Here is an 18,149-nt window from a genome sequence, read left to right as displayed (position 1 = left end):
AGCACCCTGTTTTTTTCCCCTTATCGTATAAAACACTTCTGTTTTTAATCTTTTTCCTTGATTGCAGTCGGCTTATTGCACGAGTACACTATACCCACATTTGCAAATAAGTGAGCATGGAATAATGTTTTTGACCATTGAGGAATTACGCGCGCAAATTCAAATTGCAAAGGAACAGTTGATAGCCGCAGCTACAGCTTGGATGGATAGCCAAGGAGATTTGCTTTCCAGCGAAGTTAAAAAAAATTGGCTTATTGCTGCTAATGCGGCAACACGAGAAGAAATGCAAGAAAGCCTTAGAGAAAATAATTTTCCCTTTGGGCGCTATGATACAGCTGAGGAACGATTTAATACCGAAACTGATAATCAAAAAGAGGACGAGACATCCGAGCTATCGTTTCAAGAGCTTAATCATCCGGTAGTGATTACAAAAAGTATTTATACCCTTTATAGTAATAGAAACGTGGCGTTTTCGGGATTATGCCGTTTGACCACCTTGCTGGATCAATTGCAAGAGTTAGATAACTTACTTGCTCCAATGGAGCTATTCATTAATTTAAAGCAGTTAGCTTGGGCGCATTCTATGACTACTGGCATCCTTGATGAGCTACGCTTTGCTAAATCAGGTGTTGATACATTAGAGCACTATCGCCAACGCGTGCAAGTGGCTGTAGAAATTTATACTGCGGGTCAGCAAAATAATTTACAGGCATTTACGTTGTTTGATGAGCAGTTATATGCGCGAAGATTACAATTTGTTACTACTCTACAATGCTTTGTTGACTCTTTAAGTGAGGGCTATGCTGCTGTAGAAGATACACGATTTTGGTTAATAAGATCGTTTGGTCCTTATTTGCCTTGGCATGGAATGTTGCATCAATTGGCAATTAATTTATTTGAAAAAGATGGGGTAGTTCATCCAGAGCGTCGATTGCAGATTCAATCAAGTAAGTTAGATATGTTTAATGGCTTGTTTGTGAATGGTCAGCAAAAAATTAAAATTGAGCGGGAAGCACAGCATTTGATTACATGTGATGCAATAGAAAAGGACTCAAGAGAAATAAATAATAAATTAAATAGCATGGCAAGCAATTGCGCCACGCTTCAATTTTTGGCGTCAAGACGTAGTACTGCTACTTACCTAATCAGACCAACTCAATTGATGGGGATATTGGGGTTATTCAACACATTAGGTGCTCTTCATGCAGCTACAATTTTGCCATTAGTTGCTAGCGAAAGACAAGAAGACACAACAAGAAATGACCTAAGTAATGTAGAGTCAACTTATCCAGGCAGTTATCGCTATTAGCTACAAAGAACCGAACCGACTATGTCGGTTCGGGTGTTTTCGAACTTAGAGCGACGGAAACACGGTATCAAGCGGCCATCGTTTTAAGACGTGCGATTAGACGACTTTTAATACGAGCAGCTTTATTTTTATGAATTAAACCTTTAGTTGTAGCTTTGTCAATAATAGGTTGTGCTTTAGCATAGGCAGTTTGGGCCGCTTCTTTATCACCAGCGATAACTGCTTTTAGCATGTTTTTAACATAAGTGCGGAACATAGAACGTGCACTTGCATTATGTTGACGGCGTTTTACGTTTTGGCGAGCACGTTTGATCGCTGATTTAATATTTGCCACTTAAAGTCTCCACTCATTCAGGTAGTACAAAAGACGTTGATCATGCACAATGAGTCAGAATTTGTCAATATCAACCTTGATGTAACTTTGATAATTTCAGTATATCATAGAGCATATTTCTTTTTTAGCACAGAATGATATGTCAGCGACGGATGTTATGGTACCTAAACGACAAAGTTTATTGCGTTCAACCACACTGGTTTCAGTGATGACTTTTATCTCTCGTATGGCGGGCTTTGTCCGCGATATGGTGCTTGCCAATTTTTTTGGTGCTCAGGCAGGAATGGACGCATTCTTTGTCGCATTTAGAATACCTAATTTTATGCGTAGACTTTTTGCCGAAGGAGCTTTTGCTCAGGCATTTGTTCCCGTATTGGCGGAATACCAAAAAACCCGCTCTCCGGAGGATGTTCGCACCTTTATCTCGCGTATTTCGGGATACTTAAGCTCTATTCTTACTTTAGTGACTCTATTGGGGATAGTCGCTGCGCCGCTCATTATTTATTTATTTGCTCCAGGCTTTCATGATAGCGCGCGCTCGGAATTAGCTACTTTAATGTTGCGCATTACTTTTCCTTTTTTGATGCTCGTTTCTTTAACTGCTATGGCTGGGGCTATTCTCAATACCTATGGTTATTTTGGAGTGCCTGCTTTTACTCCGGTATTACTGAATATTAGTATGATTTTAGCCGCTATTTATTTATGTCCTACTATGCCTCAACCTGTTATAGGTTTGGCTTGGGGGGTATTCGTTGCCGGAATTGCCCAATTACTTTTTCAACTTCCTTTTTTATACAGTAAAAATCTGTTAATCAGGCCACGATTCGTTCGTAATGACCAAGGGGTTAATCGAGTACTGAAGTTGATGGTACCGGCTTTATTTGGGGTCTCAATTGCCCAATTGAATTTAATGGTTGATAGTATTTTTGCTTCATTTTTGAAAGTAGGGAGTGTTTCTTGGCTGTATTACACGGATAGGCTGACTGATTTTCCTTTAGGTGTTTTTGGCGTGGCCATTGCCACTGTAATTCTTCCTCATCTTTCGCGAAAACATGCAGAGCAGAGTAACGCACAATACTCACGAGCTTTAGATTGGGGGTTACGTTCTATTTTACTCATCGGAATTCCTGCGGGATTAGGTTTGGCACTTTTTGCTATGCCTTTAATTGCCAGTTGTTTTGCCTATGGCAAGTTCCACGTTTATGATTTGTTGCAGACGCAAAAGAGTCTGATTACCCTAGCCTCAGGGGTTCCTGCATTTATGATGGTTAAAGTTCTCGCTTCTGGTTTTTATGCACGGCAAGACATTAGTACTCCTGTAAAAGTGGGAGCAATTTCTATGGTTGTCAATACTATATTGTGCTCTGTTCTTGTCTGGCATTTAGCTCATGCAGGGTTAACTTTAGCTTCCGCATTGGCGGGGTATGTGAATTGTGGTCTATTATTATTTTTATTGGTTAAAAAAGGTATATTTCAGCCTTCTTCAGGGTGGTTTAAATACAGCATGCAATTGTTAATTGCTAATGGTGTGATTGCTGTTTATTTGTATCTGATGAATGGTTCAGTACATTATTGGTTGAGTTTCCCTCCTGTGATGCGTTTGAGTCTTTTATTAGCTCATGTTTTAGCGGTGGTAGTAATTTATTTACTCGTTTTGGGTCTTACTGGACTTCGGTTTAGTCATTTCCGTGGTCAAATGAAGGAATGAGAATGATGCAGGCTGATTTATTTTATACAACTCATAGCCAGAGGGCTATCCCTCTCTTTCTAATGTCACTAAACCAATGGGAAGAACAAGTGGCGCGTTTGTCGGCAGCGGAACGCAATTGTTTTGCTGTGCGTCAATTTAAGGGAAAGTTAGGTGACTGTTGTTTGATTCACAATGCGGATGGAGTTGTCGATAAGGTTTATATCGGTTCTGGCTCAGGTCAGCAAGAAGCGGCTCTAGCTCATGCTGCTCAGTTATTGCCATTTGGAAGTTATCAGCTGCAGGAGCAGTTAACTCAGCAGGCTGCTGTTGCTTGGGGATTAGCACAATATCGCTTTGTTTCCTATAAACAATATGAGATACAGCCTCGAGTACTAATGGTTGAAGAACAACAGCTAAACGAAGTTCTTGCTATGACTCGGTCCATTTATTTGGTGCGGGATTTAATTAATACCCCACCTAACGATATGGGGCCTAAAGAGTTGGCGGATGCTGTAGAGCAATTAGCACAAACTTATGGGGCTCAATTTAAACAATGGGTTGGTGATGAGTTACTGACAAATAATTTCCCTGCCATTCATGCGGTAGGCCGGGCTTCTGACTCTGCTCCGCGATTATTGTCTTTAACCTGGGGCGATCAGCGGCATCCACGCATTACTTTGGTCGGTAAAGGAGTCTGTTTTGATAGTGGTGGACTTGATATCAAGCCGTCTTCAGGTATGCGTCTCATGAAAAAAGACATGGGGGGGGCGGCGCACGTGATTGGTTTGGCGCAATGGATAATGACGAGCCAGTTACCTATTCGTTTACAAGTCCTTATTCCCGCTGTTGAAAATTCCATAGGGCCTAATGCATTTAGACCCGGCGATGTTTTGACTATGCGTAATGGTTTGACGGTTGAAATTGATAATACTGATGCCGAGGGGCGTTTAATATTAGCGGATGCTCTAGTAAAGGCTTGTGAAGAACAACCTGAATTGATTATCGATTTTGCTACATTAACAGGTGCTGCGCGTGTTGCTGTAGGTTCTGACATAGCCGCCATGTTTTCTAATAATGATCAATTAGCTGCACAATTAAGTGAAATTGCGTGTAAAGTAGCGGATCCAGTGTGGCGTTTACCTTTATTTACAGCCTATGAGGACTTATTGAACTCGGCTATTGCCGATATAGCTAATTCGAGCTCTTCTCCCTACGCTGGTGCTATAATTGCCGGTTTATTTCTCCAACGTTTTATTACTCAATCTGTTCCTTGGGTGCATTTTGATGTTATGGCTTGGAATGTCAGTAATAAACCTGGAAAGCCTGAAGGAGGAGAGGCTTTGGGATTACGTACTGTTGCAGAATATTTATTGCGCGTCTATGGTCAGTAAGGTAAGGTCTACGTAAATCGAGTAGGTAAACACGAGGGACGACCTATGTTGTTCTCTAAAGGCATTTATGCTTTTAGGGGGATATCAAGAAATAAAAGTAGAAAAGGGAGAATTGTAATTGATTACTTTTAGTTGCGATGCTTATGAAAATATTAGTTATTTTAACGATGTTGCAAAAAGTTTACTGTCTTTAATGGGGCATAGTGGAGCTGTACCTGGGGCTTTGACGGCAGAAGAAGTGTCTGAGGCATTGTCTAATTTGCAGCAAGGTCTTGGCCGAGATAAAACAAATTCCGCTCAAAAAGATACTGATGATGAGGAACCACAAATTAGCTTGAGAAAGCGTGCAGTCCCGTTAATTAGTATGTTAGAGGCTGCAGTAAAAAAGAAATGTGATGTAATGTGGTCATAGCTTAACGTCAAATAGAGTCAAATAGCCTGGGTGGAAGGACTGTAACCCGGGTTTTACTTCGTTACAACCGGGCTACAATGCTAAATTTTATTTTTTCATAAAAGCGATTTTAATAGGTAAGAGGTCATAATTATTCCCAGGAAGTTGGGCCGTATTTATATTAATACGGACTGCTTATTCTAAGTGATGAGTGTGCAACTCATAACCCTTGGCTCTATATTCTTTATAATGAATCCGACTTTGCTCTTTCTCTGTTTCCTGGTTAGATACTAATTCCATTACTCGTTTAAATTTACTATGGAATGCAGGAATTTCAGGTGCAAGATTGAGTAAAATATCATTAAATCCTCTTGGTTCTTTACCAAAGCCAATTTGTATCGGCGGGGGCGGTTCTGGTCCTTCGCCTATGAGATTATGCGGAATAAAGCTGTCATCTCTAAATGACCATAATAAATCATCCAGGAATTCAGCGTCGTTCTGACTACCACAGTGCACATAAACCTTGTGATTTCTCTTATATGCTTTTTCTAAAAGACGGCAAGCGACCAGCCAGAGTGCATCTGGTTGGTCGCTTGCTAGTAAATAAAAATCAACGCGAATTGGCGACATGGCGTATTATCTGTGTAAGTAAAGGAACAGGTCTTCCTGTTGCATTGCGTTTTTTTCCGGATATCCAGGCGGTACCGGCAATATCCAAATGCGCCCAGCGATATTTTTCTGTAAAGCGAGATAAAAAGCATGCAGCGGTAATGCTTCCTGCAGTGCGGTCAAAGCCTGCATTAATCATATCCGCTAAAGGACTATCTATTGCATCTTGATAGGCATCATCTAACGGCATACGCCAGACTTTGTCTTCGCTTTCGGTTGCCGCTGTTTCAATCAGTTTTGCCAATGGCTCGTCTTTCGTCATGTATCCAGTTGCAACGTTGCCCAAAGCTACAATGATGGCACCAGTGAGGGTTGCTATATCAATGACAAATTCTGGGCTGTAGCGTTCGGCATAAGTCAGTGCATCGGCCAATACTAAACGACCTTCAGCGTCTGTATTTAGTATTTCCACTGTTTGCCCTGACATACTGGTTATAATATCCCCAGGTTTTACTGCAGAACCATTGAGCATGTTTTCAGTGCTGGCGATTAGGCCTATTACATTAACCGGTAGCTTCAATAACGCACAGGCCTTTATAGTGCCTAAAACGCTGGCAGCGCCAGACATGTCATATTTCATTTCGTCCATAGCATTAGCAGGTTTAATGGATAAACCACCAGAATCAAAAGTAATGCCTTTACCAACCAGGATAATCGGCGCGCTAGTTCCTGCCCCTTTATATTGAATATCTATAAGTCTTGGCGGTTGATCGCTACCCTGAGATACGGCTAACAAAGCGCCCATACCCATTTCCTGGATCTCTTCAGGCCCCATTACTGTGCAGCTTATCGAAGCAAACTGCTGCGCTAAGTGCTGAGCTTGTTCTCCAAGATAGGTCGGAGTGCAGATATTGGCCGGCATATTAGCTAGATGCCGAGTTAATTCAACTCCTGTGCTTATCGCTTGCGCTGTTTCCACTACCTTTTCATCCGCTCCTGGTAAATAAAAGCTAATGGTTTCAAGTGGGTGAGGCTTGGCATTTTTCTTTTTGAAGTCAAGGAGTTGATATCGTTGGTTGTTGATTTGCAGAATCATTTGTTCTAACTGCCATTCTGCTGTATATCGCTTTAATTGAGGCAGACAAAGAGTGGCAGAAGTAAAGCGCTGTTTTATTAAGGAATCAACTATTTCACTTAATCTTTTTTGTAATTTATTGGGAGTAAATTCTGCTTTCTCTCCACATTGTATAAGCAATAAACTATGTCCCTGCACATCTGTTTGCCAGACTGCATCACCTGGTTCAGTAGCTCTTTGGCTTAATTTTTTAATGAGACCATGATGTTCTGTATCCAGAGTCCGTGCGAATTCTGGTAAGTCCGCGTCCGAGAAAACACCCAGAACCAAACATTCACTATGGCTCAATGAGGGGGTTTGTGTTAGTGCATAGTTCATTTTTTAACTCCGCGCCACTAAAAAGATTCTAGTGTACCTAAGCATTTTCATGGGTGCAAATTAATGCGTCATGAATTATCATGAGCAATTGTTTTTTGGTTTTTTCAAACTCTTTATTACATCTTCTCATCTCAGGGGTATTGAGTGATAATTTTTCGTTATTTGGCCAAAGAAGTGTTTATCACTTTAACTGCATTAACGGCAGTTTTGATGCTAATTTTTTTGAGTAATCAATTTGTCCAATATTTAAATCGTGCCGCATCTGGCAATATTCCTGGCATGATTATTATGAAGTTGATGATGCTGGAATTACCTAATTTATTGGGGCTACTTTTGCCCTTAGGCTTTTATATGGCCTTATTATTGGCTTATGGTCGCTTGTATGCAGAAAATGAAATGACGATTTTACGTGCTTGCGGTTATGGCCCAAAGCAGTTATTAAAACACAGTTTTATTATGGCCAGTTTTGTTGCGGTCTTTGTAGGGGTGATGATGATTTGGGTAAGTCCGTATATCGCTCTTGAGCGTGCCAAACTGTTGCGCTCTACTGGGATTCAGACTTTGATTCAAACCATTATGCCAGGGAGGTTTCATGCAATAAGCTCGGGGAAACAAGTGTTTTATGTGCAATCTATGAGCCGTGATCATAGCAAAGCAGAGCAAGTATTTCTGGCGAAGAAAAATGAGAAAGAGGATACGGTACAATGGGATGTGTTGTGGGCCGATAAAGCTTATGCGGAAACTGACCCAAAAACTTTAGAAGAATATATAGTGCTGCAAGATGGGAAGGAGTACCAAGGGGTTCCGGGAAAAGCGGACTACCAGGTTGCTCAATTTGTTGATTATAAGGCACGCTTACCTCATCCAACGATAAAGGGACTTAATGAAGATCTACGCACGGCGAGCATAGCCAATTTATGGCCGCTAAATAATCCAGATCGCGAAAAAGGCGCTGAATTACAATGGCGTTTATCTATTCCTCTTATGGTCTTTGCTTTAACCCTGGTAGCAGTGCCTCTTAGTCGCGTCAGTGCGCGCTCGGGGAAGTTTGCTAAATTGTTACCGGCGATTATTATTTATATTTTGTATGCTAATTTTATGTTTGTAGCCCGTAACGCAACTGCTTCAGGAAAAATTCCTTTATGGATAGGCATGTGGTGGTTACACCTGCTTATGTTATTCATAGGCTTATTTTTGATCTGGCGTAATCAGGTGAAATTGGCATGAGCATCAGGATATTGGATCGCTATATCGCGAAAACAGTGCTTTTGGCCATAGGATTAGTGACCTTGATGTTGGCTGGACTGCAGGTCTTTATTTTGTTTGTTGGTCAGTTGGATGATTTAGGTAAAGTAGACTATGGAATACTGCAAGCTACTTATTTTGTTTTATTGCAATTACCTTATCAAATCTATTTATTTTTTCCTATGGCCAGTTTATTGGGGTGTTTGATTGGTTTGGGAGTGATGGCTAATCATAGTGAGTTAATTGTCATGCGCTCCGCTGGCATGTCTATTGGGCAAATCACCTGGGCAGTGTTAAAAGCGTCTATTATCGTGATTATCCTTATTACTTCTATGGGCGAAACTCTAGTTCCTTTTATGTCGCATTACGCAAATGATTATAAAACCGCGGCATTAAGTGGGGGACAAACGTTACGAACCGCGCAAGGGGTTTGGCTTCGCTATGGCAATGACTTTATATCCATAGGCTCTATTCTTCCTAATAATGTATTGCAAAATATTTATCAATTTCGTTTTGATGAGCAACACCATTTGAAAATCGCTCGTGATATCGATGAAGCAAAATATGTTGATAATTCATGGATTGCCTACGGAGTCAAACAAACTGAATTTTATTCGGATCATACTAAGGCTACGACATTTAACTCCATTCCTTGGGATGTTCAGGTGAAACCGCATATTTTGCAAATTAGTGGTATTAACCCGGATGAAATGACCTTACATGAATTAAATCGTTATATACGTGAGCAAAAGCGCAATCATCAAAATGCCCATAATTATAAATTTGCTTTTTTACAACGAATTATACAGCCATTAACAACAATGGTAATGATGATATTAGCTATTCCTTTTATATTTGGGCCATTACGTTCGTCTACAATGGGCTTTAAATTGCTAGTAGGGGCAACAGTGGGTTTTGGCTTTCATATCGTGAATCGTTTTTTTGGACCTGTCAGTACTGTATTCCAATGGCCTGCTGAACTCGCTGCTGTAGGACCTACACTGATTTTTGCTTTATTAGGTTTGTATTTGATGAAACGGGTTAGATGATGGCTGTATTGAGACATTGGACTGAGTTCTTGGTGAACCCTTATTTTTTATGTTTATTTTTCTTAGGGTTAAGCCTCTATTTCTTATGGCGTCGAACTCATTTAGGATTTGTGCGCATTACTTTAACTGTAGTCTTTATGGTGTTGCTAATTATTAGCACGGGTTGGTTGCCCCGATATATGACCTATAAATTAGAAGAGCAATATCCCGTAGTGCAGCATGTTGATCCCCAAGTTAAATGGGTCGTTGTGTTAAGTGGTGGATCAGGTCAATCTGCCGGAATGCCAGTTAATGATTTGCTTACTGCCACAAGCCTTAAACGATTGATTGAAGGTATTCGCTTGTTTAGAGCCTTACCCCAGGCACAGTTGGTTTTATCCGGTGGCGGTGATACCGGCGAGCAACCTGAAGCAGAACGTTTAGCTCAATTAGCTAAGTGGTTTTCCATTCCCGAACAGAGAGTTGTACTGGAGGGTAAATCCATTAATACGGCGGATCAGGCTAGAGAACTAGTAGCCATAGTTCATGATCAGCCTTTTTATTTGATTACTTCTGCTATTCACATGTCTCGTTCTATGGCTCTATGCCAACAGCAAGGACTCCATCCTATTCCTGCGCCAACTGATTTTACCTTTTATTGGACTACCGATAGTTGGGGGAAAATGATTATTCCTAATGCTTATAATTTGTCTTATTTTGCTATTGCTATGCATGAGGTGTTAGGGAAAATATGGGCCAATAGTACGCTCGCAGTGGGGACTCAGCTCTGATATTTTGTGCGGCATAATCGCAGCCTGATTGTAAACAACCAGGCTAGAGAGAGAAACTTCTTATGGTGCTATCCCATACTCTGACATTGTTCCCTGTAAAAGATCTATCCCCGTAACGGATTGAGCAAATAAGCCATTGTTACCAGCAGTGCCTTTTTTCTCTATCGTTAACTCTAGACCTAAAGGTTTAACACCTGCGTGAATAATAGTTTTTTTCAGTATTTTGAACGTAGCTTGTGGTAAAGAGTCTAAATTATTGGCTTGCAAATTTACTTCAGTTATTTGTGGGAGGGTAATTAACTCCAAGATGGCGTTAAATTTTACGGAATCCATACAACATTTATTCAGTTGAGTATTTGCAAGGCTTAATGAGTGCAGAGCGTTATTGGCTTTTACTGCTTGAACAAAACGTAAAAAAAACTCTACAGTCCAGGCATTCATATTAATTTCATCAAGGACTAATCGTTCCGCTTTAGCGATACAGGATAAGAAAACATCTATTCCTTCTGGACTCATTTTCTCTTGATTACAGTCACTAAACGTGAAGCTTGTCGGTATTGAACAGGCATTAATAAGAGAGCTTAGTACGGACAACTCTTCATTAGAACTGAAATTACCAACAATAAGCATTTCCGGGACAAATGTTTTGATACAGAACAAGAAAACAGCGCGCTTTTCATTAGGGATTTGCGCTAGTTGATTCAAATAAGCTTTGAAAATAATGGGATGATTAGGGAGGTTTAGTAATTCATGGTGAAAGGCTGCGACTATTTGGGCGGGGCAATAATCGTGTTCTGTTATATGACGCAAATTGACATAGCTGACAGATTGATAGCATACGATGGTCAATGCTGCAAGGAAGTTACTATGAGTGGTAAAGTCTTTTGCATCACAAATTTCTTTAATATCAGTAACGGCTTTCTCAGAGCTATTCAATAACAACATATTATTATTTAAATGATTCATGAAATAAAAGATTAACTCATCAAGAGCCGCTTTCCGTTTCATTCCTTTAGTTTGGGCAAGGTGAAGGAATTCCTCAATTGCATGAATATTTAAATTAATACTCAAGTTCTTGATGCTTTCTGCCATTATTCTCTCCTTGAATGATAAAGCAAATTTTAGATTTGTTGTTTGTATGCAGAAACATAGATGTCAACTTAAATTGCTCTATCTATGTATTCTTCCTGGCATTGCTTTGGTGCTGCGATCAAAGGCTATAATGATTTGTGGTTAATATTAATCCAGAAATATCATTAAAAATCAAGTTTGATTAAACAGAATAAAAATAGTACTTCTATACCTCTTTTCAAATGTTAATATACTGGTAATAGGTTTGTTCTTAAACAAAATCTGCTAGTTATTCAATGGCTCTATTCTTTCATCAGGGGGATTTGACTTAGGAGTGAATTGTACATAAACTAAACATAGTGTCAGGACATGGATTGTAATTGTAGACGGGGGCTCTAAGTGCATGACGCAGTTATTTAATTATAAGCCACAACAAGGGACTGCAAAATGTATGTGTCGAAAGAAAATAGGAAAAAACTATTTATAATTTGTTTTGTCATTTTTCTTGCTACAGTTTCTCTAATTACCGGAAAAACTCTTGCAAATACGATCATTTTAACTTCTTATCCTACAAAAGTTTTACCTTATTTTTACTTTTCTTTGGCAATATTAATGATACTTGCCACAATGATTTCAAGTAAATATTTGCAAAGGTCCGAAAGAAAGTTTGCAATTAGCTTCAAGTTTATTACTCTTTTTTCACTAGTAGTTTTTATTCCGGCATTAAAAACAGGATGGTTCATCGCTCCATTTCTTATCGCCATTATTCTCTTAACCTATACATCCATAATTACGCTTATTGCTTGGAACTACGCTTCTGATATCTTTGATATTCAGGAATTTAAACGATTTAGTAAAATATTACAGGTATCTTCTACAGTGGGGGCTATTGCAGCAGGGGCGTTAGTTGGAGCTATTTCCAAAGAGTTTTCTCCAGTAAAACTTGTAGCATTAATGTTTCTCATTGAATTAATTAGTCTCTTTTTTATTAATCCGATGGCTCGGTTTGCCGCAGCTCCTGTCACAGTAGTTAAGAAACACTTAGATCTTTCATCAACGATTAAGAAAAATTCAATATTCAAATACCTGGCATTGATGACTATAGCATCAACCATTACAGGTACCCTTATCGATTACAATTTAAAATTGGAATTAGTTGCTGATATAGAAAAAGAGAAAATAGCCCATTTCATCAGTATGATTTTTGTCATTAGTACCTCGGGCATTTTAATCATTCAGTTTGTTTTCATAGATTATCTCTTTAAGGTTCTGGGGAGTAAAAAAATTATCATTATTTACCCCATTGCAATACTAATAACTGCTGTAACCACCTTATTTCATTTTAATTTATACTCCATGACGGCTTTGTTCATTATTAATGACATGTTTAGTTATACCACTGCATCATTATCTAGAAACCTCTACCTCAATATTTTACCGCGCGCTATAAGACTTCTTGATCGATTAAAGTTAAACGGCACTATTACTCCCTTAGCCATGATCTGCTCTTCAGTCATCGTTTTATGTATTACTTATGCAAGTCATAAAACGGTACTTAGTTTAATTGCGGTAATTAGTATTTGTATTTTTTCTCTTTATTTAGCTCAAGTTTTGATAGGTCAGTATCGTACCCAATTAGCTCAATCAGTTTATTTACGTCGTTTTAATCCTGATTTGATTAATATGTCTCAAAGAGACAATAAAGATATTGAATATTTATTAAAGCAAGCTCTCGATTACCCCGATCCAGGGGCTAAGCTTTTTGGTTTACAACTTTTAGAACATTATAAATCGTTGCAATTACCTGACTCGATTACCGATTTATTGACTGGCGAAAATGTACCAATAATTAGAGAAGTTGCCAGGTTATTGTCAAAACGTAGAGCACAACGACAATTTGATCACGCAGCAAAAATTGCTTTTTTGAAATCAGAAGATGAGGAGACCCAATGGTATCTTGCACTTTATTTGTTGGAATCAGACTCCGCTCATTTTCTGCTTGAAAGCATGCAATCATTAAAAAATAAAACAGCGTCTTCATTAGCCATTTTAAGCTTGATTTATCTTAAACAAGGTGATCTTGAGTTGCAAATTGATGCCATACAAGCTCTTTTAAATATGTTTCATTCTGACGATATCAAGCAGAATAAGTGGTTCTTATATGTCCTCAATGAAATGAGCATGGGTGAGAAAGAAAAATACCTTATTCAATTCGTTAATCAAGACAACTCAACATTACAAAATCTCGCTTTAAAGCAAATTAGTTCTGTACCAAGCGATCGCTTGCTGGACTTTTTAGTGAATCATCTAGGCGAACCACGGATTTCTTATGCTCTACACGGTTGTCTTATTAATATAGGGGATAGGGTGATAGAGCGAGTAGAGAATAAGTTCAATAATACCTCTACTTATATTGTCAAAATGTCTTGTTTTTATGTTCTTAGCGATCTACGCGGTGATAAAGCGGAGCTTAGTTTAATGAGTCTGGTATCAACTAGTCAGGATGTCGTCATGAGAACAATAATGGCTAAATATATAGCCTACAGAGGAGTAAAAGTTAAAATAAGTGAGCAATTCCATAACTTTTTGATTAATACAATGAAAATTGAAATTGATCTTTATATGCAATTATCGACACAATTAATGCGCTATAAAGATCCATTAATTCATGAAGAAATCGCTTCACGTCTTCAATTTATCAAAAAACGGGTCTTATATTATACAACAGCTATTGTTGGATCTCCTGATATACTTAATAGTATCCCTTTATTAACATCTCGCAATCCGGATAGGAGTCAACAAGCAGTAGCCCTTGAGTTAATTGATTCAACGATTGAAGATAGAAAAATTGCTTTATTTTTGATGACGCTATTTGTTGATAAGAAACTCAAGGAAGTCTCAACGAGCTTGTCCATGGATGACCCTTGGTTGAGTCAATATATTCAAGATATAGAGAGTAATAATATGGATTCAATTTACATGTTAACCAGATTAAGAAAAGTAGATTTATTTAAAAATCTGGCCGCAGAAACACTACAAGTACTAGCTGATTGTTGCTTAACAAGAGATATGGCAAGTGGTGAGGTAATTTGTAGTGAGGGGGAAGAGGGGGATGGCGTTTATATTATTGACTCTGGTGAGGTCAATGTGACGAAGAAAGGGGTGGTCATTGGTAGATTATCTGAGGGAGCTTATTTTGGAGAACTCGCTCTACTTGCTGATATACCCCGGTTTGCAACAGTAACGGCACTTTCTGACGGGGTATTATTTTATATTAATAAACAGGATTTCGATAAGATTACCGATGAAATCCCCGAGATCATGAAAAGTATTAACAAACAAGTGATTCAATATTTGATAACCAATGTCAATGCGATGTCGGATAATCATTAGTCATTTGATTTTTTAAAATGCTATCGATTGCATCGCTCTATACCGTATCAAGCAACCGTATTGAATACTTAATTCCATACAGTTGCTCTTCTGCGATTTAGTATCCATTTTTAATCAAAATGAGGGGCAACGCTATCTCGTTTGTTCCTTTATCTGGTAGTTAAGGTTGCCCCAACAACTATCCGTTTAGTCATTCAGAACTTTTATAGGAAAGGGATGTAAATTGGGTTGTGTTTTTAAGAAGTCAGTAATTTGTGTGACATCATCGACTGTAGCTGATGAATAAATCCCTTGAGTACAGGATGCCGCCTCATGACCCTTGGGGACAATGATGTATTTACCTTGATTTTTGGCTAAAGAGCAAATGCAAGTCGCTTTGCTTGGATCTTGGGGATCCATGATGCAGGGGCTATCTAAACAAAATGCCCAAGGTCTGTCATTAGTGCAGACTTTATAAGATTTGATGGGATAGTAGCGTGAGCTAACGGCTTGTCCATGTTGGGTTTTTATTACACCAGTACAGGGTTTTGTTCCAGCTGAATAACCAGTTTTTACTTTACAAGAACAGGTTGCAAAGCCGGCCTTGCCCGGTAGAGGCTCACACAATGCTTCAGTACACAGAGCATAAGTACTTTTACACGCAACAAAATTAGAAGATTTCGCATATCCAATCATGTGAATAAGCGATAATAAAGCGATAATGACAAGTCTATTCAACTGACACCTCCTGTTTTCTATGATGCAATGAAATTATCTTTAAAACACGTAAGATTAGCATATTTACATGATGTTAAATACATCAATGAGGGTCATACTACCTGTCCAGCGGCCCAACCAGATGACCACGCCCATTGGAAGTTATATCCGCCTAACCAGCCTGTTACATCCAACGCTTCACCAATGAAGTACAATCCAGGGATATCATTTACTTCCATAGTTTTCGAAGAAATGGCATTGCAATCCACACCGCCTATAGTGACTTCTGCCGTTCTATAGCCTTCGGTACCATTGGGTTTTACAACCCATGCATGCATTTGGTGCGCGATTGCTTCTAAGTCTCGATTAGATAGTTCTGAAAGTTTTTTTTCGGCTAAGTTTTTGGGGATAAACACTTCTACTACCCGTTTAGGTAAGTACAAAGAAAGAACTGAATTTAATTGTTTTTGCGGCATTTCAATACGAGCCTCTTTTAGATGCTCAAAAAGATTTTGTTCGGGTAAAAAATTAATACTAATGGGTTCCCCAGGATGCCAATAGGAGGACAGTTGTAAAATAGCAGGGCCGCTTAAGCCTCTATGAGTAAATAAGATATTCTCTCTAAATTCATTCCGTTCATTTTTAACATGACTATCAATGCTAATACCTGAAAGTATGGATAGTTTTTCTTTTTCCATAACGTCCAAGGTTAAAGGAACAAGTCCCGCTCTGGTAGGCCAGACTTTTATTCCAAACTGTTCTGCAACTTTATAAGCAAAGGGGCTGGCACCCATCGTAGGTATAGATAAGCCACCACTGGCAATGATTAATGATTCGCAACGGAATTTGCCTCTATTGGTGTAAATTTTAAAGTGATGTGTATCGAGTTGTTGGATTTTTTCAATGGCTGTATTCAAGTGGATTGATACTCCTGCCTTATCGCACTCGGCAAGTAACATATCGACTATATCTTTTGATTTGTTATCACAAAATAATTGGCCTAAAGTTTTTTCATGAAAAGGAATAGCATGTTTTTTTACTAACTCGATGAAATCCCATTGAGTGTAACGACTCAGGGCCGATTTAAAAAAATGGGGATTATGAGAAAAATACTTATGAGGTTCTACATAATAGTTAGTAAAATTACAGCGTCCTCCTCCAGACATGAGAATTTTTTTGCCGACCTTGTTGGCATGATCCAGAATAAGGACTTTACGGTGACGTTTGCCTGCCTCAATGGCGCACATCAAGCCAGCAGCGCCAGCGCCAATGACAATAACATCGGTTTGTTCCATATTTACTACAACTCTTAAGAAACCAGCAGGAAATTTGGGCCTAAGGTTAAACTAAAATAATTAAGATTGAAATGGGGGACTTTGGAGTGGACATAGAATGACAGTAGCGTTTTTTTAAACTCCATCGATTAAAAAAGATATTAAAAGGAAAATAAACACTAATCTTGACGCGCCTGGATTGTTTTTATACAATTCGTCATCAAAATAAGGAAAAGGCGTAATTTATGACTATACCTGAGCGTTTGTTAGCCATGTTATTGGGAGTTACGGCCTTACCTCTTCGCGTAATTTATAATAGCGTTCAATCCGTCATTCAAGCGCTTTCGATAACCTTTTCTGCTTTATTTTGGGTGCCTGCATTCATCAGTACGGTTTTAGATAGACGAGGCTTTTCTTTTCACAATAACTTATTAGTGACTGCTTTCTTAGTGGTTCCGATTTCCGTTGCCTTAATCGTTATTGGCTTAGGGCTGACAGGCATTTATTTGGTATATTCAACTTTGGTTGACCTGATTAGCATGACATGGTCTGGTTTAACCACGGGCTTTACTGATGGCATGGACGGTTTTTGGGAGTTATGGGCTAGCCAAAGCTCTAATCTGGATTGGTTAGTTCTTATGCTACAAGAAAATACCAATCAATTTGCTAAAGAACATCAAATTAATAATGTCGAAGATTTTGACTTAATGCAAATCGATGTAACGCAACTGGTTGATGTAGAGAGCACACTGGTTGAACATGAAATTCCCAATATGCAAATTCCAGTTCCAAGTTCCTTTGCTACTCTTTTGAAGCATGAAGAACTACAAGAGGCTGAAGTATTAAATAAAAAGTTTTTAGAGTTAGACACTCCGTTATCTCCAGAACTAAAAAAGCAATTAAGTCAGCTAAAAATAAAAATTGAACGTTATAAGAGTTTAGCAGATCGCCTAAGCTCCGTGTACCAAGCCTTGGCTGATGGGCATGTGACTAATATTGACAATGAGGTAATCGAGGGAGTAGATGTTGTAACTCCTATTCTATGGTTTAAGCAATATAATAAAGATAATAATTGGTACATTGTTCCAGGTTCAAGTCATGTTACCGATAAGGATAGTTTATTGCATTGGTTAAAACTAAGTCCCACCGATCCTAATAATAGAGATATTGTTAAGGAACCTTCGAGATATAAGAGAATGCCCACTCGTTATCGATGGCATTCTCTGACTCTTGAATATTGCTTTGCGCAAGAACTGCATGAAATTGCCGTAGAAGTTCAGCAACTGTTAGAAACTTTGCCCAAGGAATTAGAGACCTTAAAGGATAATCGAATGAGCATAGGGGCTGTTCCCCAGAGGTTTTTTGGCGCATCACTAGCAACTGGGACAGAGGAGCCTAAGGCTTCTCACTCAGTAGTCTATCATCCAGGTTAAGGAATGGACTCTATGTTGCTTGCAACCGCGGTTATGCAAGA

15 protein-coding genes are annotated in these 18,149 nt (G+C 38.9%); 9 read left to right on the top strand and 6 right to left on the bottom strand.

Features of this window, described 5'->3' with window-relative positions; genetic code table 11:
• Positions 1–124: 124 nt before the first annotated feature.
• A complete protein-coding gene (locus LFA_RS11750; RefSeq protein WP_045096360.1) occupies positions 125–1,309 on the top strand; it encodes a hypothetical protein in 1,185 nt (394 codons plus the stop codon).
• Between the two features lie 67 nt (positions 1,310–1,376).
• Here the strand turns inward: LFA_RS11750 and rpsT are convergent, their stop codons facing one another.
• Complete coding sequence (gene rpsT / locus LFA_RS11745) at positions 1,377–1,643, bottom strand: 30S ribosomal protein S20 (RefSeq protein WP_045096359.1); 267 nt, start codon at positions 1,641–1,643, stop codon at positions 1,377–1,379.
• A 139-nt stretch (positions 1,644–1,782) separates the two neighbouring features.
• On the opposite strand from rpsT, the gene murJ reads away from it, so the two are divergent.
• From murJ to LFA_RS11730, 3 genes are all read left to right on the top strand, one after another.
• Complete coding sequence (murJ, locus tag LFA_RS11740; RefSeq protein WP_045096358.1) at positions 1,783–3,351, top strand: murein biosynthesis integral membrane protein MurJ; 1,569 nt, start codon at positions 1,783–1,785, stop codon at positions 3,349–3,351.
• Positions 3,352–3,356: 5 nt separating this feature from the next.
• Positions 3,357–4,724: a leucyl aminopeptidase family protein gene (locus LFA_RS11735; RefSeq protein ID WP_045097577.1), complete on the top strand. Its 1,368-nt coding sequence runs from the start codon at positions 3,357–3,359 to the stop codon at positions 4,722–4,724.
• A 118-nt stretch (positions 4,725–4,842) separates the two neighbouring features.
• Complete coding sequence (locus tag LFA_RS11730) at positions 4,843–5,136, top strand: DUF1840 domain-containing protein (RefSeq protein WP_045096357.1); 294 nt, start codon at positions 4,843–4,845, stop codon at positions 5,134–5,136.
• 174 nt (positions 5,137–5,310) lie between these two features.
• Here LFA_RS11730 and LFA_RS11725 read toward each other — a convergent pair whose 3' ends face one another.
• Both LFA_RS11725 and LFA_RS11720 read right to left on the bottom strand, forming a co-directional pair.
• Complete coding sequence (locus tag LFA_RS11725; protein ID WP_045096356.1) at positions 5,311–5,745, bottom strand: DNA polymerase III subunit chi; 435 nt, start codon at positions 5,743–5,745, stop codon at positions 5,311–5,313.
• Entirely contained in the window at positions 5,726–7,177 is a 1,452-nt protein-coding gene (locus LFA_RS11720) for a leucyl aminopeptidase (RefSeq protein ID WP_045096355.1), read from the bottom strand. Before LFA_RS11720 ends, LFA_RS11725 begins: the two co-directional genes overlap by 20 nt.
• Before the next feature lie 144 nt (positions 7,178–7,321).
• Here LFA_RS11720 and lptF point away from each other — a divergent pair, with 144 nt between their 5' ends.
• From lptF to LFA_RS11705, 3 genes are read left to right on the top strand one after another with little or no spacing between them, the layout of a single operon-like run.
• Positions 7,322–8,404, top strand: a complete 1,083-nt coding sequence (lptF, locus tag LFA_RS11715; RefSeq protein WP_045096354.1) for an LPS export ABC transporter permease LptF — start codon at positions 7,322–7,324, stop codon at positions 8,402–8,404.
• Complete coding sequence (gene lptG, locus LFA_RS11710; protein ID WP_045096353.1) at positions 8,401–9,471, top strand: LPS export ABC transporter permease LptG; 1,071 nt, start codon at positions 8,401–8,403, stop codon at positions 9,469–9,471. The genes lptF and lptG overlap by 4 nt, the downstream gene beginning before the upstream one ends.
• On the top strand, positions 9,468–10,241 hold the full coding sequence (locus tag LFA_RS11705) for a YdcF family protein (RefSeq protein WP_269447715.1): 774 nt from the start codon (positions 9,468–9,470) through the stop codon (positions 10,239–10,241). The genes lptG and LFA_RS11705 overlap by 4 nt, the downstream gene beginning before the upstream one ends.
• A 60-nt stretch (positions 10,242–10,301) precedes the next feature.
• On the opposite strand, the gene LFA_RS11700 is transcribed toward LFA_RS11705, so the two are convergent.
• A complete protein-coding gene (locus LFA_RS11700; RefSeq protein WP_045096351.1) occupies positions 10,302–11,333 on the bottom strand; it encodes a hypothetical protein in 1,032 nt (343 codons plus the stop codon).
• Between the two features lie 426 nt (positions 11,334–11,759).
• On the opposite strand from LFA_RS11700, the gene LFA_RS11695 reads away from it, so the two are divergent.
• Entirely contained in the window at positions 11,760–14,705 is a 2,946-nt protein-coding gene (locus LFA_RS11695) for a cyclic nucleotide-binding domain-containing protein (RefSeq protein ID WP_045096350.1), read from the top strand.
• 186 nt (positions 14,706–14,891) lie between these two features.
• On the opposite strand, the gene LFA_RS11690 is transcribed toward LFA_RS11695, so the two are convergent.
• On the bottom strand, positions 14,892–15,422 hold the full coding sequence (locus tag LFA_RS11690) for a hypothetical protein (RefSeq protein ID WP_045096349.1): 531 nt from the start codon (positions 15,420–15,422) through the stop codon (positions 14,892–14,894).
• 92 nt (positions 15,423–15,514) lie between these two features.
• Positions 15,515–16,696: a BaiN/RdsA family NAD(P)/FAD-dependent oxidoreductase gene (locus LFA_RS11685; protein ID WP_045096348.1), complete on the bottom strand. Its 1,182-nt coding sequence runs from the start codon at positions 16,694–16,696 to the stop codon at positions 15,515–15,517.
• A gap of 224 nt (positions 16,697–16,920) precedes the next feature.
• On the opposite strand from LFA_RS11685, the gene LFA_RS11680 reads away from it, so the two are divergent.
• Positions 16,921–18,108, top strand: coding sequence for a hypothetical protein (locus LFA_RS11680; RefSeq protein WP_045096347.1), 1,188 nt, complete (start codon positions 16,921–16,923; stop codon positions 18,106–18,108).
• Positions 18,109–18,149: the final 41 nt, after the last annotated feature.

Origin of the sequence: Legionella fallonii LLAP-10, assembly GCF_000953135.1 — a bacterium.
Taxonomy (GTDB): Bacteria; Pseudomonadota; Gammaproteobacteria; order Legionellales; family Legionellaceae; genus Legionella; species Legionella fallonii.
The sequence above is the reverse complement of the archived record's forward strand: the minus strand, read 5'-3'. Positions and strand labels throughout refer to the sequence as shown.